General features: G+C 41.0%; 21 protein-coding genes and 1 riboswitch. Of the genes, 16 read left to right on the top strand and 5 right to left on the bottom strand.

Annotation, left to right across the window (positions count from 1 at the left end; genetic code table 11):
• The first annotated feature begins 120 nt into the window (after window positions 1-120).
• From tpiA to MHH37_RS17375, 6 genes are all read left to right on the top strand, one after another.
• A complete protein-coding gene (gene tpiA / locus MHH37_RS17400) occupies window positions 121-882 on the top strand; it encodes a triose-phosphate isomerase (protein WP_342574043.1) in 762 nt (253 codons plus the stop codon).
• Window positions 875-2416: a 2,3-bisphosphoglycerate-independent phosphoglycerate mutase gene (gene gpmI / locus MHH37_RS17395; RefSeq protein ID WP_342574042.1), complete on the top strand. Its 1542-nt coding sequence runs from the start codon at window positions 875-877 to the stop codon at window positions 2414-2416. Before tpiA ends, gpmI begins: the two co-directional genes overlap by 8 nt.
• 76 nt (window positions 2417-2492) lie before the next feature.
• A complete protein-coding gene (eno, locus tag MHH37_RS17390; protein ID WP_008406351.1) occupies window positions 2493-3785 on the top strand; it encodes a phosphopyruvate hydratase in 1293 nt (430 codons plus the stop codon).
• Between the two features lie 545 nt (window positions 3786-4330).
• Window positions 4331-4915, top strand: coding sequence for a TetR/AcrR family transcriptional regulator (locus MHH37_RS17385; RefSeq protein ID WP_014822799.1), 585 nt, complete (start codon window positions 4331-4333; stop codon window positions 4913-4915).
• Window positions 4916-5376: 461 nt separating this feature from the next.
• On the top strand, window positions 5377-6792 hold the full coding sequence (locus MHH37_RS17380) for a DHA2 family efflux MFS transporter permease subunit (protein ID WP_342574041.1): 1416 nt from the start codon (window positions 5377-5379) through the stop codon (window positions 6790-6792).
• 277 nt (window positions 6793-7069) lie between these two features.
• Window positions 7070-7246: a phosphomannomutase gene (locus tag MHH37_RS17375; protein ID WP_342574040.1), complete on the top strand. Its 177-nt coding sequence runs from the start codon at window positions 7070-7072 to the stop codon at window positions 7244-7246.
• 55 nt (window positions 7247-7301) lie between these two features.
• Here the strand turns inward: MHH37_RS17375 and MHH37_RS17370 are convergent, their stop codons facing one another.
• Together MHH37_RS17370 and MHH37_RS17365 are read right to left on the bottom strand one after the other, a co-directional pair.
• Window positions 7302-7592 (bottom strand): transposase, encoded by a 291-nt coding sequence (locus tag MHH37_RS17370; protein ID WP_342574039.1) that lies wholly within the window; start codon window positions 7590-7592, stop codon window positions 7302-7304.
• Between the two features lie 25 nt (window positions 7593-7617).
• A complete protein-coding gene (locus MHH37_RS17365; protein WP_342574038.1) occupies window positions 7618-8547 on the bottom strand; it encodes a nuclease-related domain-containing protein in 930 nt (309 codons plus the stop codon).
• A gap of 179 nt (window positions 8548-8726) precedes the next feature.
• Between MHH37_RS17365 and MHH37_RS17360 the strand changes: the two genes are divergently transcribed.
• Window positions 8727-8984, top strand: a complete 258-nt coding sequence (locus MHH37_RS17360; RefSeq protein WP_342574037.1) for a hypothetical protein — start codon at window positions 8727-8729, stop codon at window positions 8982-8984.
• Window positions 8985-9041: 57 nt separating this feature from the next.
• Here MHH37_RS17360 and MHH37_RS17355 read toward each other — a convergent pair whose 3' ends face one another.
• The gene (locus MHH37_RS17355) at window positions 9042-9653 is read right to left on the bottom strand and encodes a hypothetical protein (RefSeq protein WP_342574036.1); all 612 of its coding nucleotides are present in this window, start codon (window positions 9651-9653) and stop codon (window positions 9042-9044) included.
• Window positions 9650-10294 (bottom strand): phosphate starvation-inducible protein PhoH, encoded by a 645-nt coding sequence (locus MHH37_RS17350; RefSeq protein ID WP_342574035.1) that lies wholly within the window; start codon window positions 10292-10294, stop codon window positions 9650-9652. The genes MHH37_RS17355 and MHH37_RS17350 overlap by 4 nt, the downstream gene beginning before the upstream one ends.
• A 178-nt stretch (window positions 10295-10472) precedes the next feature.
• On the opposite strand from MHH37_RS17350, the gene MHH37_RS17345 reads away from it, so the two are divergent.
• The 4 genes from MHH37_RS17345 (at window position 10473) to secG (ending at window position 13803) form a co-directional block, all read left to right on the top strand.
• Entirely contained in the window at window positions 10473-11603 is a 1131-nt protein-coding gene (locus MHH37_RS17345) for an ABC transporter substrate-binding protein (protein ID WP_342574034.1), read from the top strand.
• Between the two features lie 14 nt (window positions 11604-11617).
• Entirely contained in the window at window positions 11618-12619 is a 1002-nt protein-coding gene (locus MHH37_RS17340) for an iron ABC transporter permease (RefSeq protein ID WP_342574033.1), read from the top strand.
• Window positions 12616-13461, top strand: a complete 846-nt coding sequence (locus MHH37_RS17335; RefSeq protein WP_342574032.1) for an ABC transporter ATP-binding protein — start codon at window positions 12616-12618, stop codon at window positions 13459-13461. Before MHH37_RS17340 ends, MHH37_RS17335 begins: the two co-directional genes overlap by 4 nt.
• A gap of 114 nt (window positions 13462-13575) precedes the next feature.
• Window positions 13576-13803 (top strand): preprotein translocase subunit SecG, encoded by a 228-nt coding sequence (gene secG, locus MHH37_RS17330; RefSeq protein WP_008408959.1) that lies wholly within the window; start codon window positions 13576-13578, stop codon window positions 13801-13803.
• 168 nt (window positions 13804-13971) lie between these two features.
• On the opposite strand, the gene MHH37_RS17325 is transcribed toward secG, so the two are convergent.
• Window positions 13972-14625 (bottom strand): response regulator transcription factor, encoded by a 654-nt coding sequence (locus MHH37_RS17325; RefSeq protein WP_342574031.1) that lies wholly within the window; start codon window positions 14623-14625, stop codon window positions 13972-13974.
• 55 nt (window positions 14626-14680) lie between these two features.
• Window positions 14681-14764, bottom strand: a riboswitch (cyclic di-GMP riboswitch).
• 761 nt (window positions 14765-15525) lie between these two features.
• On the opposite strand from MHH37_RS17325, the gene MHH37_RS17320 reads away from it, so the two are divergent.
• From MHH37_RS17320 to MHH37_RS17300, 5 genes are all read left to right on the top strand, one after another.
• Complete coding sequence (locus tag MHH37_RS17320; RefSeq protein WP_339263164.1) at window positions 15526-16128, top strand: TasA family protein; 603 nt, start codon at window positions 15526-15528, stop codon at window positions 16126-16128.
• A 164-nt stretch (window positions 16129-16292) separates the two neighbouring features.
• The gene (locus MHH37_RS17315) at window positions 16293-17111 is read left to right on the top strand and encodes a hypothetical protein (RefSeq protein WP_342574030.1); all 819 of its coding nucleotides are present in this window, start codon (window positions 16293-16295) and stop codon (window positions 17109-17111) included.
• Between the two features lie 108 nt (window positions 17112-17219).
• On the top strand, window positions 17220-17834 hold the full coding sequence (locus MHH37_RS17310; RefSeq protein WP_342574029.1) for a signal peptidase I: 615 nt from the start codon (window positions 17220-17222) through the stop codon (window positions 17832-17834).
• A 28-nt stretch (window positions 17835-17862) separates the two neighbouring features.
• Window positions 17863-18528 (top strand): hypothetical protein, encoded by a 666-nt coding sequence (locus tag MHH37_RS17305; RefSeq protein WP_342574027.1) that lies wholly within the window; start codon window positions 17863-17865, stop codon window positions 18526-18528.
• Between the two features lie 323 nt (window positions 18529-18851).
• Complete coding sequence (locus MHH37_RS17300; RefSeq protein ID WP_008408961.1) at window positions 18852-19598, top strand: carboxylesterase; 747 nt, start codon at window positions 18852-18854, stop codon at window positions 19596-19598.
• Window positions 19599-19762: the final 164 nt, after the last annotated feature.

The following is a 19762-nucleotide window of genomic DNA, read 5'->3' as shown; positions in this document are numbered from 1 at the left end:
GCCAGAATATCTGTTGAAACAGTTGTTTGAAGCAAAGGCAGCTCGCCCGAGAAAAGCGTGTGCCTTGGCTCATATCAACAGCGTTTACGAACAGAATCTTTTAAAAACGGAGGGTTTTGAATGAGAAAACCGATCATAGCAGGAAACTGGAAAATGTATAAGTCCTTTGATGAGGCAGTTGATTTTATCGAAGAAGTCCAACAAGAGATTCCTTCTCCGGATAAAGTCGACGCAGTCATCTGTGCACCTGCATTATATTTACCGACACTTGTCGTAGGGGCAGAAGATTCAAGCCTGGCAATTGGCGCGCAAAACATGCACTTTGAAGACGAAGGAGCATTTACAGGCGAGATCAGCCCGAAAATGCTTTCGAATGTCAATGTCGATTATGTCATTTTAGGGCATTCGGAGCGTCGTGAGCTATTCAATGAAACAGACGAGGCGATCAACAAAAAAGTCCGTGCTGCTCTTAATTACGGTATTGTACCGATTATTTGCTGCGGAGAAACATTGGAAGAGCGTGAAGCGGGTCAAACCGAAGCAAAAGTAGCACGCCAAATTACAAAAGCGTTAAAAGACTTTGCTCCAATTGAAGTTGAGCATATGGTCATTGCGTATGAACCAATTTGGGCAATCGGAACAGGGAAAACAGCTACTGCGGAAGATGCGAATACAGTATGCTGTGCAATCCGTCTGGCGGTTGAAACATTATACGGAAAAGATACAGCTGAAAAAGTGCGCATTCAATACGGTGGCAGTGTAAAGCCTGAGAACATTGAAGAGCTTTTATCACAAGAACATATCGATGGCGCATTAGTAGGAGGAGCAAGCCTACAACCAGCATCATTCATGAAATTATTGGAGGCGGCAGCAAATGCCTAAACAACCCGTAGCATTAATAATTTTAGACGGCTTTGCCTTTCGTGATGAAGTAAAAGGTAATGCCGTAGCACAAGCAAATAAACCGAATTTTGACCGTTACTGGCAAGCCTACCCACATGCAACTTTAATAGCAAGTGGTGAAGCAGTAGGTCTACCGGAAGGCCAAATGGGGAACTCTGAAGTTGGACACTTGAATATCGGGGCTGGACGCATTGTGTACCAGTCCCTGACACGTATTCACAAATCGATTCGTGATGGGGATTTCTTCCGCAATGAATCGTTTCTTGCAGCTGTTGAACATGCAAAAGCACATGGTTCGAAGCTCCATTTGATGGGTCTTCTTTCAGATGGCGGTGTTCATAGTCACTATGAGCATCTATTTGCCTTATTGAAATTGGCTAAAGCAAATGGTCTTGAGCAAGTATATGTTCACGGCTTCCTGGATGGCCGCGATGTCGGTCCAACGACAGCAATTGAATATATTTTAGAAACAGAAAAACAGATGAAAGAAATCGGGATCGGGAAGTTCGCATCGATTCATGGCCGTTACTATGCAATGGACCGTGACCGTCGCTGGGAACGTGTCGGCTTAACGTACAATGCATTAGTTGATGGAATCGGACAAACAGCTTCTTCCGCAACAGCAGGTGTTGAGTCTTCTTATGAACGTGAACTACATGATGAATTCGTTGTACCGTTTGTCGTGACTGAAGAAGGACGACCTGCCGCAACGATCAGCACGAACGATGCGGTCATTTTCTTCAACTTCCGTCCGGACCGTGCGATTCAATTATCGTCTTTAATGACGAATGAAAAATTTGACGCTATGCCACGCTCTGAAAATCACCCGACGAATCTGAAATTCGTTACGTTTACACATTACAGTGATGATGTCTTAGCAGATGTAGCATACGAAAATGATAACTTAGTCAATACGGTCGGTGAGGTTATCTCAAAGGCTGGCAAAACACAGCTGCGCATTGCGGAAACGGAAAAATATCCGCATGTCACGTTCTTTATGAGCGGTGGACGTGAAGAGACATTTGCTGGCGAGGAGCGTATTCTAATCGCCTCTCCAAAAGTGGCAACTTACGACTTGAAGCCTGAAATGAGTGCGTATGAAGTGACCGATTCTTTACTGGAAGCTATTGCAGGAGAAAAGTTCGATGCAATTATTTTAAACTTTGCAAACCCGGATATGGTCGGCCATTCCGGAATGCTTGAACCTACAATTAAAGCAATCGAAACAGTGGATGAGTGCCTAGGTAAAATCGTTGATGCGATTACTGCAAAAGGCGGCTATGCCATCATTACAGCTGACCATGGCAACTCGGATGAAGTGGTAACACTGGATGACAAGCCGATGACAGCACATACGACAAACCCGGTACCGGTAATTGTCACAAAGCCTGGTGTCGTGCTGTATGAAGACGGTATCCTAGCTGATTTGGCACCGACAATGCTTGAATTACTTAATATTGCCCAGCCTGCAGAGATGACAGGAAAATCGTTAGTTATGCCAAGCGAACAGTAATTGATCGCGCGGTTAATTATATAGCTTGTCCTTGTGCAAGCACCTACTAAATTTATCAATAGAGGAGTTTTTTATTATGCCATTCATTACTCAAGTATATGCTCGTGAAGTATTAGATTCTCGCGGTAACCCAACAGTAGAAGTAGAAGTATTCACAGAATCAGGCGCATTCGGCCGTGCTATCGTGCCATCTGGTGCTTCAACTGGTGAATATGAAGCAGTTGAATTACGCGATGGAGACAAAGGCCGTTACTTAGGTAAAGGTGTTGAAAAAGCGGTAGAAAACGTCAACACAATTATCGCAGAAGAACTTGAAGGTCAATATTCTGTATTGGACCAAGTTGTGATCGACCAAGCGTTAATCGAACTTGATGGAACAGAAAACAAAGGTAAATTAGGTGCAAACGCAATTTTAGGTGTGTCAATGGCAGTAGCGCACGCAGCAGCCGACTACTTAGACATTCCTTTATACCAATACTTAGGTGGCTTCAACTCGAAGCAATTACCAGTACCAATGATGAACATCTTAAACGGTGGTGCACACGCGGACAACAACGTGGACATTCAAGAATTCATGGTAATGCCAGTAGGTGCTAAATCATTCAAAGAAGCATTACGTATGGGTACAGAAATTTTCCATAACTTAAAAACAGTATTAAAAGAAAAAGGCCACAACACAGCTGTAGGTGACGAAGGCGGATTCGCTCCAAACCTAGGTTCAAACGAAGAAGCAATCACGGTGATCATCGAAGCAGTTGAAAAAGCCGGCTACAAAATGGGCGAAGAAATCCGTTTAGCAATGGACGTTGCTTCTTCTGAGCTTTACAACAAAGAAACAGGCAAATACGTTTTAGCTGGTGAAGGCGTAGAAAAAACTTCAGAAGAAATGGTTGCTTGGTACGAAGAGTTAACTTCTAAATACCCAATCATCTCAATCGAAGACGGATTAGACGAAAACGACTGGGCTGGCCACAAGCTATTAACAGAGCGTATCGGTGACCGCGTACAATTAGTTGGTGACGATCTGTTCGTAACAAACACTACGAAATTATCTCGCGGGATTGAAGAAGGCGTTGGCAACTCAATCTTAATCAAAGTAAACCAAATCGGTACATTAACAGAAACATTTGAAGCAATCGAAATGGCGAAACGCGCTGGCTACACAGCAGTAATCTCTCACCGTTCAGGCGAATCAGAAGACAACACAATCGCTGACATCGCTGTTGCAACAAATGCAGGCCAAATCAAAACAGGTGCACCATCTCGTACGGACCGCGTTGCGAAGTACAACCAATTACTACGCATCGAAGACCAATTAGGCGCAACTAGCCGTTTTGAAGGGCTAAAATCTTTCTACAATATTAAATAACTGTTTGAAGAACGAGCACTCGCTTTATGGCGGGTGCTTTTTTGTGTGGTGGGGGGCGTGGGTTTTATTAGAAAATTAGGGCGGGTTATTAGAAGATTTTTAGATGATATTAGAGGAAACGGCTGGGATACTAGAAGTTTTGTGAATTTGAGGGGGAGGGAAGCTGAGTTTGCCGGTGTGGGAAGTTGAAATTCGCGGAGAAGAAGCCGTGCTTTGATTTTATTAGAACAATTGAGTGGTTTATTGGAAAATGTTGATGGGATATTAGAACATGTAGAAGCTTTATTAGAACTTTCGGACGACTTATTAGCACATTGGGCACTTATATTAGAAGATCGGCAATATATTAGAACAAATAAATTTATATTAGAACATTTTCGGATATATTAGAAGATCCGGGGGCAACACATTCCTTGGAGTTATTGAAAATTTGTGAACGTTGGCATCAGGTTATTATATAAGCATGAGAATTTGTGATATGTTTAAGCTATTCAAATTTGACCGGTATCAATTAGACCAGTTGTTATAGAAGGTGGGAGAACGATATGTCTAATCAAACGAAGGAAAAGATTTTGGAAACAGCTACGCGGTTGTTTTACTTTCAAGGTTTCCATGGGACCGGCTTGAATCAGATTATAAGCGAATCGGGATCACCAAAAGGGTCTCTGTATCACTATTTTCCTGAGGGGAAAGAGCAGCTTGCGGAAGAAGCGATCGTACTGTCAAAACGGCGGATCGGCGCGGTTATTCAGCATTATATGAATGAGTTCGTGGATGTAGGAGCAGCACTGAATGCCCATATTTTGGCGATGGCCGACTTATTTGATGTGGAAAATGGACTAGAGGAGCATTCCTATACGATGATGCCATTCGGGCTGCTTGCGGCGGAATCGGCCTTTATGAATGAGCGTTTGCGGAAAGTTTGCGGCGATACGTATAAGTACTGGGAATCAATCTACTATACAAAATTGATTGCCAACGGGTTTAGTGATGAAGCGGCGGTCACACTTAGTAAAGCGGTAAGTGCGATGATTGAAGGGGCTGTTACACTGTCATTGTCCCAGCGATCGAATGAACCGTTATTAAACATAAGCAAAGTCATCCCTGCGTTGCTTGCACAATATAAGTAAAGGCTTGTCCGGAATAGGATTTCTGGACAGGCCTTTTTGTTGTTGTCGCAAATAAAAGTTGTTCACAATTAGCCTGATTTTCGAAATAAGTGTGTGGAAAACTCTTGCAAATTTATTGTTTTTCATAGCAATGGAGTTGAAATCGTTTGCAAATGTTGATGTAGCAACGTTCTTGTTGTTTCTCTCTATAGTTTATTGAAAAAGTGCAATCGTTTTCATGAAATATGTTAAAAAATGTCTACGAAAGATAGTCCCAGTTAAGGTTAAAAATGGATAATGGATGTTCACAATTATAACGACCGGTCTAATATTTTTATCTTGAGCGATTGAATTTACATGAAAAAATTTGATATATTTTAAAGCGTGCTGTTTGAAAAATCGTTCTATAACAGCAAAAAGCATGATACGCAGCAATTATCATCTTTCATAAATGAGTCTTATAAAATTGGAGGAAGAAAAAAATGGAAGCACCTATATTCAATGTGAAAAGCCCAAAAGGTATGGCAGCAGTTTTGATGATTAGTACATTCGTTGGTTTATTTGGTGAAACGGCATTAAACATGGCGTTAACAAATATTATGGATGACTTCGGTGTATCAGCAGCATCAGCGGCATGGTTAACAACGGGTTACTTATTAGTATTGGCCGTATTAGTTCCATTATCATCTTATTTAGTACGCTGGTTTACAACACGTCAGTTAGTAGTGGCAGCCGTTGTATTCGCAGTAATCGGTTCGTTATTAGGCGCATTAGCACCGAACTTTGCGGTATTATTGGCAGGTCGTTTCGTACAAGCACTCGCTACAGGGATTATTCTACCGTTAATGTTCAGTGTTGTAATGCTGATTTTCCCGGTGCAAAAGCGTGGTGCCGTCATGGGGATCGTCGGGATTATTTTAACGGCAGGTCCGGCATTAGGCCCGTCAATCGCAGGTTTGATCGTCTCTTCATTAAGCTGGAGATATATTTTCTGGATTATGGTCGTTGTGTATGCCGTTGTAATCGTTTTAGCACTTTCTAAAGTGGACAATGTGTCCAACGTAACACGTCCAAAAATTGATTTACTATCATTAATCGCTTCTACGTTCGGTTTCGGTGGTGTTGTATTCGCGTTAGCAACGTTAGCAGAGCAATCGATTACAAAACCAATCGTTTGGGTGCCACTTGTCGTTGGTTTCGTTTTATTAGTAGTCTTCGGCATTCGCCAAACAAAAATGGATGAGCCAATGATTGACTTATCGGTATTTAAATCACCAATGTTCTCTTTAGGTGTCGCATTGATGGTTGCGACAATGTTCATGATTCTTTCGGTGGCGATCTTAGTGCCGATGTTCCTGAAAACAGTATTAGGTTTCGCAGCATTAACTGCAGGTTTATGTATGTTGCCAGGTAACATCTTAAATATCATCATGTCACCGATCGTTGGGACAAACTTCGATAAAGTCGGAGCGAAAATCTTCACACGGATCGGCTTTACACTGATTTTAGTGTCAATGATCGTGTTCTTAACGACGATTTCGGCAACAACAGCAACTTGGATCATTATCGTTAACTTATGTGTATTCTTTGTCGGGGTATCGATGACAATCATGCCGGCACAAACAAATGCGATGAACTCGTTGGCACCACATAAATTTGCTGACGGTTCAGCGGCATTGAACACCCTAACGCAAATCGCGGGTGCTTCAGGTACTGCGGTTGCCATTACAATGTTCACAATCGGTCAGCAAAACTACATCGAAAAATTCAGCAACGCCTTACCGGCAGAATTTTTAGCACACGGTGTACACTCAGCATTCATCGTCGTGACAGTCGTTGCAGTATTAGGTCTGGTTGGTTCGTTCTTCGTGAAGAACAGCAAGCCGGTTGGGAATTAAGTTAATAGCTATGAATTAACTGCTCAAATTTATAGTGAATCGTTTATAGGACAGCATCGGGAATTGCCGGTGCTGTTTTTTTGTTTGGTGTGGAACGGGAAGGGCGTGGATATTAGAAGTTTCGTGGCGTGCCTGAATTTTATTAGAACAATGTAGCCGGTTATTAGAAGAAAGTCGGGGGATATTAGAAGAAGTGGGGTGGATATTAGAAGTTCCGTAGATTTGAGGTGTAGAAGAGCCTTTATTACGGGTGAAATGGGCGGGGAGAAAGCTTACCATGATTTTATTAGAACAACCAAGTAGTTTATTAGAAAATGGCGGCGGGATATTAGAAGATGCAGATACTTTATTTGAACATCCAGAACACTTATTAGAACAAACCGCACTTATATTAGAAAATCAGCCATTTATTAGAACAAATAAATTTATATTAGAACTTTTTCGGATATATTAGAAAAATACAAGCCCCCACATCCACGCAACGAATGTGGGGGGCTGCCTCTCGTAACTCATCGTTCAATATCCGAAAATACATGGATCGCTTTTCTCAAAATCTCATTCTCTTCTTCCAGCGCACGTATTTTCTTTTCATATGCTGCTTTCATCTTTTCTGCTTCACTCTCGGAAACCAAGCCTGTCAGCGACTCGCGGTATTCCTTCACCCACCGATGAATCGTGGAAGGGCCTACATCATATCGACCGGCAATATCAGCCACTTTTGCGCCATCTTCTGTAACAGATTTAATAATGACCTCTTTTGTTTGTGCATCTACACGCTTACGACTTTGTTTTTCATTCATATGTGTCACATCCTTTTATAAGTATTTACTCAAACTTCTCCGGAATCAAATAATAGGCTCCTTTATTCACCCCGTGCTTTTCCAGGCCGGCTTTCGCCAACAGTTTCGAAGCTATATGGATACACGGAATATTAAAAAACTTCCGGAACTCTTTATTCGTAATGCGGGGACCGACTAAAATTCGGTATTGCAGAAAAGTTTCGTACAACGCTTCTTTACTTTTCCCTCCGCACACTGGACAAATAAAATAGCCTTGCCGATAATGCATTTCATTAACATAATCGCATGCCTTACAGAGAACCCCATTGCGTAACCGGTGTCTTTCAATCATACGGCGAGGGGGAAGTTGTTCGTAAAGCTGCTCTAATTGGTTTTGCAGAAAAGTAATATTCGCACGAGGATTCGGGTACTGTCTATACAGTTTTTCGATGAATCTCGGGATGCCGCTCATATGCATAATCGGGAAATTGGTGAGCGAATGGTCAAGTGTGGCGCGGTGATTGGCGAGTACGACGATGTGGTGAACGGGGATGGAAATTTGCCACGCTTTGAATTGATGCTCCAAAAAAAGCTGGTGACGATATGCTTGGTCAAACGGGTTGGGGAAGTTTTCGCTGACATTCTCCTGAACACGGGAAAATTCATGGAGGACCGGTTTGTAGAAAAGGGTACCGGAGATTTGTTTTACTTCCATGACGACGACAAAATGCGGCGTAATGAGCAAAGCGTCCATTTGATGGGTAAAACCTTTTGAATTAATGCACTCGAAATTATAAAAAATATGGGAAGCGGATTTAAAATGATAGTCCGAGAGCAGCCGTTTCAGCTTTTGTTCTCCTGATAAGCCGGCTTCCAATCGGTAAAATTCCTGCTCGATTGCCGGTGCATCCAAATCATCCATTTTCATGCGATTCAACAATGTTTTGACGAATAAATAATGCCTTGATTGCTGCACGATTTTCACCTCCTCATTTTACTATAGCGAATGTAAATCGAGAAGAAAATACAATGCCTAAAAATAACTTTTTGCGAAGAAAATTACTAAAAATGTTTTTATTTTATAAATCGGGGAATCATAAAGCATACACCAAAGGAGGCTATTACAATATGAAACTTAAAAAAACACCTACTCTGATGATGACGCTGTTACTATCATTATCACTTGCGGCATGTAATGATGAAGATGATACGAACATCGACAACAATGTTGACGACGGTACGGATGACGGTCTAATGGAAGACAACAATGATGATACAAATGTCGAGTTAGACGTTGACGACAACGACAACGACAACACTGATGACAACAAAGATGACAATACAGAAGACAACACTGATGGCACTGTTGACGACAATACTGACGACAACAAAGATGACAACAGCAACGATTAATAAATAAAAAGCATGGTGCTCGCATTCAATTGCGGGTACCATGCTTTTTTTAATTCCTTAAATTTCCCCGAAGGCTAACCACGGGAAGAAGCCGTCCATGAACTTCTCTGTTGCCGGCATGAAGTATGAGCCGAAATGGAAGTCCGGATCAAGTGTCGTCACAATCCACGTACCTTTTGAGCTGACTTTGTCGACATACAGTAATGAACCGCCGTCCTTCATATCGATTAGTGACTGCATGCCGTCCTGTAAGTGGAAGACGCCGTGCTGATGCCATGTGCAGCCAGCTTCATCCAGGAAACCGTCACGGAATAACGGGTACTCCGGTGCGACCATGCGTAAGCCGCTGTCCGCATCTTTTTCGAGCCACCACCAGAAGTTCGTCGGGCGTGTTTCCCAGTTTTGGCCTGGAATCCATTGCCATGGCTGAGGTCCGAATGCTACGACAACCCCGCCGTTATCCGCAAAGCGTCGGATTGCCGGTGCTGCTTCCAGCAATAATTTGTTGTGCAACTGTGAAGGAACGATCAGTACGTCCATACCTTCCAAATCTTCTTCGACAAAGCGCGGTAAATAGATGATTTTCTCGAAGTACTGCTTGAATTTCGGTGTATTGAATGTCACGTAATGAGGCGCGTGACCACTATATAAAACGGCTATTTTTCTCATGCTTCAGATCCTTCTTTCAAACGTAGTAATTCTTGATCGAGCCAAGCTAAAAACTGCGGTGCGATCAGTTGTGTCGAGTTTTCGCCTGTTGCGTATGTCAGGAAATCCCGGCAAGATGCTGCGACAACCGTTCCTTTTGTTGCCGTGCGGTCGATGAATACGATTGGTGTGCCGTCCGTATATTGCAGCACGATTTCCGATTCCTTATTGACTACCGGATGAGACCCGCGTGCATAGAAGCCAGAAACGCCTTTACGGTAAGTAAGTTCCAACATATCAACACCTTCATAAAATGTGCCTTCTGCTGCTGGTTCCATCACATAATCGGAATGGGATTTAATTTCCTTTGGCATAAACAGACCGGCACCCGGCAGCCAAGGACGGAAAATATGTGTGTTTGCAATAACAATTTTTCCCTCGTTTAAGAAATTTTCAATCACTTGTTTTTGTTCATAAAGATGTTCCTGATCGATGAAGTCCGTTACAACCATCACATTGAATGCGGAAAGGTTAGCAGTTGAAATATCATACTGATCGATGAATGTTACATGGTCCATTGGTTCATTGGACACATTCATAGCGCGTCCCTCTAGGCTGAATGCATGTCCGCCGTCCAGTTTTACAATTTTATATTCAGACATAAAAATCTCCTTTAATCCTGTAAATTTAATTAATTGATACGAATTCTCATTTGAGAACCGAATTCTCATTGACATTGAAAATCATTATCAATTATACTCAATCTTGTTGAGAAATCAAATAATATTTTATTAAAATAATAATTTCGTGAAAACGAAGGATGTTTAAGGAGAGAAAACAATGGCAGGACGTAAGGCAATTTTGACAACGCTGGCACTCGCTTCAATGGCGCTTGCAGCATGTTCAGATAAAGAGGCAACCACTTCTACTTCAGGCGGAGAGGTACAAACAACGGCAGAAGAAAAAATCGTCATCGATCAGGCAGGTACAGAAGTAACGATTCCCGCTGAAGTGAACTCGATCGTATCGGGCGGAATTTTACCGTACTTCCATACATGGTATGTTGCAACAAACTCTGCAAAAGAAATCGTGGGCATGCACCCGAACTCTTACAATGCAGCGGAAAACTCGATTTTATCGAAAATGGCTCCGGAAATTTTGAATGCGGATACATCATTCGTCCAAAATGGTGAAATGAACGTCGAGGAATTAATGAAAATTAACCCGGATGTGTTCTTCGAAATTGCAACAGATGAAAAATCAATTGAGCAGGCACGTAATGCGGGGATCAACACAGTCGCGATTAAAGCAATCGACGCAGCGGCAGCAGAGCCACTTGCGACATTCAACAGCTGGCTAAAGCTGACGGGTGAAATTGCGAGCACAACAGAGCGTGCGGACAAATTCATTGAAATCGGTACAGCTGTACAAAACGAAATTTACGAAAAAATCGATGGCTTAACGAAAGAACAAAAGCCGAATGCATTAATGATGTATCAGTTATCCGAGCAGGCGATTACGGTAGGCGGTAAAAACTTCTTCGGCAATCAATGGCTGAACGCAACAGGTGCAAATGATGTTGCGGAAAACGATGTAACCGGACGTAAAGATGTGAACATGGAGCAAATCTACAACTGGAATCCGGAAATCATCTATTTAACGAACTTCACGGAAATCCAGCCGGAAGATTTATATAACAACACGATTCCAGGTCAGGACTGGAGTGAAGTGGAAGCGGTGAAAAATAAGCAAGTGTACAAAATTCCACTGGGGATTTATCGCTGGTTCCCGCCAAGTGGGGATGCACCGCTAATGCTGAAATGGCTGGCAAACAACAACCAGCCTGAGCTATTCGACTATGATATGAACGCTGAAATTAAAAATTACTACAAAGACTTTTACGGATATGACGTAACGGACGAAGAAGTAGAACAGATTCTACACCCATCTTCTGACGCTGCGAAGTATTAGAACGAGGGACTCTCATGAAAAAGTGGAAAAGTATTTTACTGTGGGTATTGCCGCTTGTACTTGCGATCGCTTCGCTTGGCATCGGCCGGTTTGAAGTCGATTTTGTAACAGTGGTCAAAATCCTCGGTTCTCATATTTTTCCGATAGAAGAAACGTGGACACAAATGGAATATAACGTAGTCATGACGGTTCGGCTGCCGCGTATTATCCTCGCACTATTAATCGGTGCGGGGCTTTCCATTTCAGGTGCTGCATTCCAGGGGATGTTCGCCAATCCATTAGTGAGCGCGGATATTTTAGGGGTCGCTGCGGGTGCCGGTTTTGGTGCTTCTATCGGAATTTTACTGTTTGGCAATGGATATGTGACACAAGGTTTTGCGCTGGTCTTCGGTTTAGCGGCCATCGCATTTACGTATATGATTGGCGGTTCTGGACGCAATATGCCGATTTTTATGCTTGTTCTGGCAGGTGTTGTGACGAGTGCATTGTTTAATGCGCTGATCTCGTTAACAAAATTTGTGGCGGACCCGGAAGAAAAACTGCCTGCGATTACGTATTGGCTAATGGGAAGTTTGGGAACAGCTTCTTACCGCGATCTATGGACAGCAGGACCAATTATTTTAGTCGGGATGTTCATTTTACTGGCACTGCGCTGGCGCATCAACTTACTGACATTGCCGGATGATGAGGCGAAGTCTTTAGGGATTAATGTTGTGCGCATGAAGTGGCTTGTCATTGCAGGGGCGACACTTTGTACAGCGGCGGCCGTTGCCGTTGCGGGGATTGTCGGCTGGGTCGGCTTAATCATCCCGCATATCGCAAGGATGTTTGTCGGCAGCAACAATGAACGCGTACTGCCGATGTCGATTGCACTGGGCGGCGCGTATTTACTCATTATCGATACATTGGCCCGTTCGATAACAGCGGCGGAAATTCCATTGTCGATTTTGACGGCAATTGTCGGAGCACCGTTCTTTGCTTATCTTTTACGTCGTACAGGAGGTAGCTGGTCATGAAAATAGAAGTACGTGAAGGCAACTTCTGCTATGCGAAAAAGAAGGAAGTGAAGCCGTTCATTTATAAATCGAACATTAGCTTTACACTGGAGCCAGGCCAGATTATGGCAATCCTCGGTCCGAACGGTGCAGGGAAAACGACGCTGTTAAAATGCATTACCGGCTTGCACGACTGGCGGGTTGGTGAAACAGTGATCGATGATGTACCGCTTGCAAAAGTTTCGCAAAAAGAGCTTTGGAAGAAAATCGGCTATGTTCCGCAGGCGCATAAAATGGTGTTCGGCTTTTCAATTGAGGACTTAGTAGTAATGGGACGTGCTCCGTATATCGGTTCGTTGTCAAAGCCACGCAAGGAAGATTACGAAAAAGCGCACGAAGCGTTAAATGAAGTAGGCATTGTGCATTTGGCAAAAAAGTCATGCAATGAAGTGAGCGGCGGGGAACTACAGCTGGCGTTAATTGCACGAACGCTCGTATCGAATCCGGAAATTTTAATATTGGATGAACCGGAATCGCATCTGGATGTGCAAAAGCAGGTTGTGATTTTGGAAACATTAAAACGCCTGGCGAAAGAGCATAGGATTTCATGTATTATCAACACCCACTATCCGAACCATGCGTTTTATTTGGCCGATCAAGTATTGATGATCGCGAAGGAGAAAAAGGCGGTCATCGGTGTGGTTCATGAAGTGATGACCGAATCGCGGATGAAGGAATACTTCAATATTGACCTGCGCAAATTGATCTTTGAAGAAGAGGATCTTCTATTTGAAACGATGGTACCACTTGCATTGGCGGCAAAACGAGATATAAGCGAATGCCGCTTTAACAGTTTTGAATAAGAATGGGGAATGTTGGATAAAATATGATGTTCATTTCCAAGAAATATTGTAATGGCTCCCTCATTTTGATATACTAATTTGTATTGTGACGTCCATACTTAGGAGGTGGAGCAAATGCATACGTTATTTACAGTATTACTTATTATCGTAGCGATAGCCTTAATCGTTGTTGTATTATTACAATCAGGTAAAAGCGCTGGTTTATCAGGTGCCATCTCTGGTGGAGCTGAGCAACTATTCGGTAAGCAGAAAGCTCGCGGAATGGATCTAGTCCTTCACCGCACAACAATCGTTCTTTCTGTTGCATTCTTCGTATTAGCTTTAGCGATTACGAAATTCTAATCGACTGAAAATTAGATTGAAATTAAACGCCTAACCAAGCATAGTGCGAGGTTAGGCTTTTTCTTTTGGACCAATAGTTTATCAGTTTTTTTACTTAGTGGAATTCTAGAGTATTTGAAATTTCGGTAATTAATAAGAAATGCTAGATTAATCAAATATGTCAAAAATTTAAACTACAACATTTTGTTTAAATTGAACCAATCCTGTTTCGTTTGCAAAGAGCGCAACTTGCGTACGATCACCAAGCTCCAATTTTGATAATACCTGACTTACATGTTTTTTTACCGTATTTTCCGAAATATAAAGACTGTGAGCGATTTGTTTATTAGAATAGCCCATCCCTAGTTTTTGCATTACTTCTTTTTCCTTAGTCGTGAGGAGCGCAAGACGGCTATCATCTATTGAAGACTCCTTTTGTGTTTGTATGAGCTTATCTATTAAGTCGGGATCATAATATTTCCTTCCCTTTTGAATGATTTGAATGGCATAAATGAGTTCTTCGGGGTGTGAATTAAGTGAAATGTATCCAACCACGTCCATTGCCATTGCATGTTGAAACGATTCATAGTCTTTTGAAAAGGTTAGAATCGCAAATTTGCAACTGCATCCTAATTTCCTTGCTTCATTAATCAATTTTAATCCACTTTCGTCTCCTATTTGAAAATCAATAATAGCCAAATCCGGCGTTTCTTTTTGAAGCAATTCAAGAGCTTCTTGTGTATTGCTGGCTTCTCCGATAATTTCCGATTTATCATCCGACGATAAAATGGAAATTAATCCTCTACGGATGATTGCTTGATCATCTACTAATAAAATTTTCATCAATAAACTGCCTCCTCACTCAAATAAAAAGAGTGCTCTTAACAAATGTTTTCAAATGTTGTGAGGCCGGTTGCACCACTGACTCCATACATCCAAGGTGCCCAATTAAAGGATGTACTTCATAGTCTCCCATTGTAAAACGTTTTTTCTGTAATTAAGTAGTGTGTCTATTAGAAGGATAATCAGATGGTGGGATTCTCAGATTTTTTTCTGTGGAATTTACTACGGATAAAATATTTGAAATTAATTTCAAAGTGACCCTGAATCCAAATATAAAATGTAAAAAACTAATTTTAATTATACTTTGAATTAAAGGTATTTTTTGTCAAAATATATTTGAACATAAGCACTTTCTTTGGAATCTTATTGTTTATTTCGTCGTTTCATATCTGTTTTTGTTGGAATTAACTGTAAAAAGTTATAGTGGAGAGCAAGTCATATGGACTATGTGTCAAATTACAAGAAGAAAAAAATATAAGTGACAGGATGCCAAGTTATGAATGAGAGTGACAGATTCAAAGCAATATTTTTACATATGACCATAAAGAATCGTTGTTATTTCAATGGTTATAGTAGTTACATAACCAATTGGTAGTATATGGAATAACACGAAAGTATACCATGGGATAAGTTCGAAAGTAGAATGCCAAATTGCCAAAAATCACCCATTGGAGGGGAGAGGAAATTTTTGGTTCTGTCTATACTGAAGCTAGTTCCACTTTCATAGTTGAAAAAGTGATGTACAAAGGGGGAAGACATTCATTTAGTTGCAATACTATGAATTTGGTGCAATTTATCAATCTGTAAGAAAACTCGTACCCAACGTCGAGAAAGATGACTTTCTTATACGATCCAGGGAAGAGGCAAAAAAAAACTAAAAACTAATTGGAGGAATTTAAAATGAGTATCAAAAAGAAACTAGCAATGGGTATCGCAACTGGAGCACTAGCTGTAAGCATGATCGGCGGGGGAACTTATGCATATTTCAATGATGTAGAAACAAATGTTAGTAAATTCGCTGCAGGTACATTAGATATTAATGTAGCAGGTACAAATGCAGCTAACGCAATCATCGATGTAACTAATATTAAACCTGGTGATACAATGATACGTACATTTAAACTTAATAACACTGGTAGCCTTGATGTATCGAAAGTGTTATTAACTTCAGAATATACAACTAATGATGCAAATAATAATAATGCAGGTGCAGACTTAGGTGAGCATATTAAAGTTCAATTCCTTGTAAATAATGATAAAGGGAATGAAGTTATTAAAAATACTACTTTAAAACAACTTAAAGAATATGATGCTACTGAGAGAGATTTATTGGCGTGGATTTTTGGTGCAGAAAATAGCGGTCTAAAGGCAGGTACTACTGATACACTTACTGTCAAGTTCGAATTTGTTGACAATGGCGCAGATCAAAATGTCTTCCAAGGCGATTCTTTACAACTTGAATGGACATTTGATGCAAAACAAACAGCTGGAACTTTAAAATAATAGAAATAGATTCTAGGGAGGAGACCCTTCTCCTCCCTTATTTTATGTAACAATCCGTCGGGACTTTTCCTTATATATATTTCTCAACGTATAAATTGTTTTTGTGTTTTGAGGAATATATTTAAGGAAATTCCAATCTTAGAAATCAGAAAGGCGGTATCGGATTGAACCCTAGACCTAGAGGCAGATATAAGAAAAAAAAGCGTGATCTTATCCTCTATTTAAAAATTACACTTATTTGTTATTTAGCCATTTTTGGTGTCGCTTATATGTCGTCCGACACCTCAGCGAATTTCAGTAGCCAGTCTGTAATTACAGGAACCATTACTGCCGACATCTGGGAGGTTCCCGAAATTCCGGTGATTGCCTGCGGTATGGAAGATTCGACTGCTAAAGTACCGGTCGATGAATCCGCGCCAACTTCTGAAGGCAAGGCTACTGATGCTTCAGTAGATACCGTGAAAGATACAATAATCGGTGAAGAAGTTGGGGTTGATTGCGTAAATGATGCAACAGAGGGAGAAGTTGAAACAGGTAAATCTAAAGAAGTGGATTGTAAGAAAACAGATGCCCCTGAATCAACTGAAAAAGTGACAATCGATTGTAAAGATGAAGATGAAGAAAAGGCTGCAGAAGATGCGGAAGTACCAGCTACTGAAAAAGATAAAGAGGAAAAGGTAGCAGAGGATATTAAAGAACCTGCTGTTGATAAAGAAAAGGCAGAAAAAGAAAAAACAGCCGAAGAAGTAAAAACACCGGCTACTGAAAAAGAAAAAGAAAATGAAAAAGAAAAAGCACCGGAAAACACAGAAACACCGGCTACTGAAAAGGAAAAGGAAGCCAAACCGCCAAACGAATCAATCACTGAGGAAAAAGCAGTGATTAAAGAAGATGGGGTTAAGACAGGTGGGGATGAAATTAAAGAGAATGAAGGGCAGAAACCGAACAATGAAAGTCCAAATCCACCGAAAAGTAACGATTAGAACAAATCTGATGAGAGTTCATAAATGCTAGAACTGTAGAAATTGGTGTCGACCAAAACAGCGATAGTGAAATATTAAATAACAAAAATCATGAAAAGGGTGGTACGAGTGAGAAGTACAAAGAAAAAAACAGCAAATGGAAAAGTAATGAAATGGATAAATAATATTATTACTGCTATTTTAATGACGTTATTAATTAGCTTAGCCTTCATAGTTGTTATATCAAAAGCTTCTGGTGGGGAACCTCAATTTTTCGGGTACCAATTAAAAACAGTACTTTCGGGATCCATGGAACCAGGAATTCAAACAGGTTCCATTATCGCTGTTAAAATTGCGGAAGATAAAACTAACTATAAAGAAGGCGATGTCATCACATTCCAGGAAGCAGAAGATATGTTAATTACTCACCGTATTACGGAAGTAGTTAAAAATGGCGATTCTGTACTTTACCGTACAAAAGGTGATAACAACAATGCAGAAGATATGAATCCCGTTATGGCGGAGAATGTTGTGGCTCAATACACTGGCTTCACAATGCCGTACGTAGGGTACTTCAATAACTTTGCTTCTTCGAAAAACGGTGCATTTTTATTGATCATTCCAGGCCTACTTTTACTTTTATACTCAGCATTTACACTTTGGAAAGCTTTATCTTTAATTGAAATCCCTCAAAGAAAACAAGCTGAAGTAATTGCAGAAGATACTGGAAAAAGCACATCTTGAATCGATTGCAAGGATATGGAGGCATTATATGAAAAAACTGTTTCAAATTATACCGCTTCTTTTACTATTTAGTTGGGTATCGTTGTCTCCCGTAACTAGTGTATATGCAGAGGGAGAAAATGATACGGAAAATAAAGAAATAGACATCAGTATCACACCGACAGATACTCTATTTGAAGTTAGTAATATGAAGCCGGGTGATTGGGCGCCTAGGACAATTACAGTAAAGAATATCGGGAGTAAAGATTTCGAATATCAAATGCAGCTACAAAATAGTGGAGATGAAAAGCTGTTTAATGAGCTGCTGCTGGAAATAAAAGCTAATGACGAACAACTATATCAAGACAAATTGGCTAACTTCAAATCATTACCAATAAGAAAACTGGCAACTGGAAACGAGGAAAATCTGGAAGTGACGATTCGTTTTCCGGAGCATCTCGGTAACGAATTTCAAGCACTTCAGTCTTCATTTGCTTTCACTTTTACAGCACAAGGAAATGAAAGTGAGCCAGTTCAAGAGGAAATTATAGGGCAGATTTCCAGCTTAGGGAGTCCAATGTCACCAGGTGGTCCGATTTTGCCTGACAGTTCAACAAACCTAATAAATTATCTATTACTCTGTGGGGCTCTTGTAGTAGGCGGAATCGTCATGGTCATCATCATTTATTACAGAAAATTGAGATTAGTCCAATAACCTTATAAATTAGAATGTTGAAAAGCTGCTGAGGGGTTGTATTACTTGCCTTTGTAGCTTTTCCATTTTTAAAGTAGGTAACCGTAAATATAGAAAAGACTAGTTCTTTCTGTAGCTTTCTACATGTTACCGCTCGCTATTACAAAATTTTAGTGGATTGAAATTAAACGCCTAACCAAGCATTTAATGCTAGGTTGGGCTTTTTCTTTTAGTGTGGGCCCAAACACAGTATAATAGAAGAAAGAAATGAAAAGTTTTCCACGATTCAATGGTGTGATTGAATCGGATCTTTCATATTATGGAACAAGACGGGAGCAATCAGTATGAAATCAGCTTTGTCTTCACCGTTCTTCTTTCAGGCAGGGCCGAGAGCGGTACTATTATTACATGGGTTTACAGGGAGTTCGGCAGATGTGCGGATGCTTGGACGCTTTTTGGAAAAGCACGGCTACACATCGCTTGCCCCACATTATAAAGGACATGGTGTTCCGCCAGAAGAACTCATTGTCTCAAATCCCGAAGAATGGTGGCAAGATGTAAAAAACGGGTATACTCAATTAAAAGAGGCAGGCTATGAAGAAATCGCCGTTGCAGGACTATCGCTCGGTGGCGTATTTTCACTCAAGCTTGCGACAAGTCATCCGGTGAAAGGCGTTGTCACAATGTGCTCGCCGATGACGATGCGCACGACAGACATTATGTTTGAAGGCGTACTTGAATATGCAAAACAATATAAAAAACAACAAGGTAAAAATGAACAGGAAATTGAATTAGAGATTGAAGCAATCAAGCAGCAGGGAATGGCATCACTGCCAGAACTGCAGCAATTAATTTACGATGTACGAGAGACAATCGACTTACTATATGCGCCGATTTTGGTAATCCAATCGCGCAACGATAAAGTCATCAACCCCGATTCAGCCAATATTATTTATGATACCGTCGAATCGATCGACAAAAAAATCAGCTGGTATGAGCATTCGGGTCATGTCATCACACTCGACAAAGAAAAAGACCAGCTTCATGAAGAAGTTCTCACGTTTTTAAATTCGTTAGATTGGATAGTCTAATGGTGTGAATAAATTTTTGTTTTTTACGAAACTTCGTAAATTGGAATTTTTCTAGTGGATTGGAGTGTAGGCGGCGAGTGTGACTGACGGCTACCGCCTTTCGTCACAAGCAAGCTTCCTACGGGAATAGCAAAATTTATTTTGCGACGAAAGCGCAGCGACAG

Source organism: Solibacillus sp. FSL K6-1781, from assembly GCF_038630735.1.
Classification (GTDB): Bacteria; Bacillota; Bacilli; order Bacillales_A; family Planococcaceae; genus Solibacillus; species Solibacillus silvestris.
The sequence above is the reverse complement of the archived record's forward strand: the minus strand, read 5'-3'. Positions and strand labels throughout refer to the sequence as shown.

Coding starts and splice junctions, on each gene's coding strand:
- secG (WP_008408959.1), top strand. CDS start 13,576: ATGCATACGTTATTTACAGTATTACTTATTATCGTAGCGATAGCCTTA.
- MHH37_RS17360 (WP_342574037.1), top strand. CDS start 8,727: ATGATGACGCTGTTACTATCATTATCACTTGCGGCATGTAATGATGAA.
- MHH37_RS17300 (WP_008408961.1), top strand. CDS start 18,852: ATGAAATCAGCTTTGTCTTCACCGTTCTTCTTTCAGGCAGGGCCGAGA.
- eno (WP_008406351.1), top strand. CDS start 2,493: ATGCCATTCATTACTCAAGTATATGCTCGTGAAGTATTAGATTCTCGC.
- tpiA (WP_342574043.1), top strand. CDS start 121: ATGAGAAAACCGATCATAGCAGGAAACTGGAAAATGTATAAGTCCTTT.
- MHH37_RS17355 (WP_342574036.1), bottom strand. CDS start 9,653: ATGAGAAAAATAGCCGTTTTATATAGTGGTCACGCGCCTCATTACGTG.
- MHH37_RS17345 (WP_342574034.1), top strand. CDS start 10,473: ATGGCAGGACGTAAGGCAATTTTGACAACGCTGGCACTCGCTTCAATG.
- MHH37_RS17350 (WP_342574035.1), bottom strand. CDS start 10,294: ATGTCTGAATATAAAATTGTAAAACTGGACGGCGGACATGCATTCAGC.
- MHH37_RS17320 (WP_339263164.1), top strand. CDS start 15,526: ATGAGTATCAAAAAGAAACTAGCAATGGGTATCGCAACTGGAGCACTA.
- MHH37_RS17335 (WP_342574032.1), top strand. CDS start 12,616: ATGAAAATAGAAGTACGTGAAGGCAACTTCTGCTATGCGAAAAAGAAG.
- MHH37_RS17340 (WP_342574033.1), top strand. CDS start 11,618: ATGAAAAAGTGGAAAAGTATTTTACTGTGGGTATTGCCGCTTGTACTT.
- MHH37_RS17375 (WP_342574040.1), top strand. CDS start 7,070: ATGATTTTATTAGAACAACCAAGTAGTTTATTAGAAAATGGCGGCGGG.
- gpmI (WP_342574042.1), top strand. CDS start 875: ATGCCTAAACAACCCGTAGCATTAATAATTTTAGACGGCTTTGCCTTT.
- MHH37_RS17385 (WP_014822799.1), top strand. CDS start 4,331: ATGTCTAATCAAACGAAGGAAAAGATTTTGGAAACAGCTACGCGGTTG.
- MHH37_RS17370 (WP_342574039.1), bottom strand. CDS start 7,592: ATGAATGAAAAACAAAGTCGTAAGCGTGTAGATGCACAAACAAAAGAG.
- MHH37_RS17325 (WP_342574031.1), bottom strand. CDS start 14,625: ATGAAAATTTTATTAGTAGATGATCAAGCAATCATCCGTAGAGGATTA.
- MHH37_RS17305 (WP_342574027.1), top strand. CDS start 17,863: ATGAAAAAACTGTTTCAAATTATACCGCTTCTTTTACTATTTAGTTGG.
- MHH37_RS17380 (WP_342574041.1), top strand. CDS start 5,377: ATGGAAGCACCTATATTCAATGTGAAAAGCCCAAAAGGTATGGCAGCA.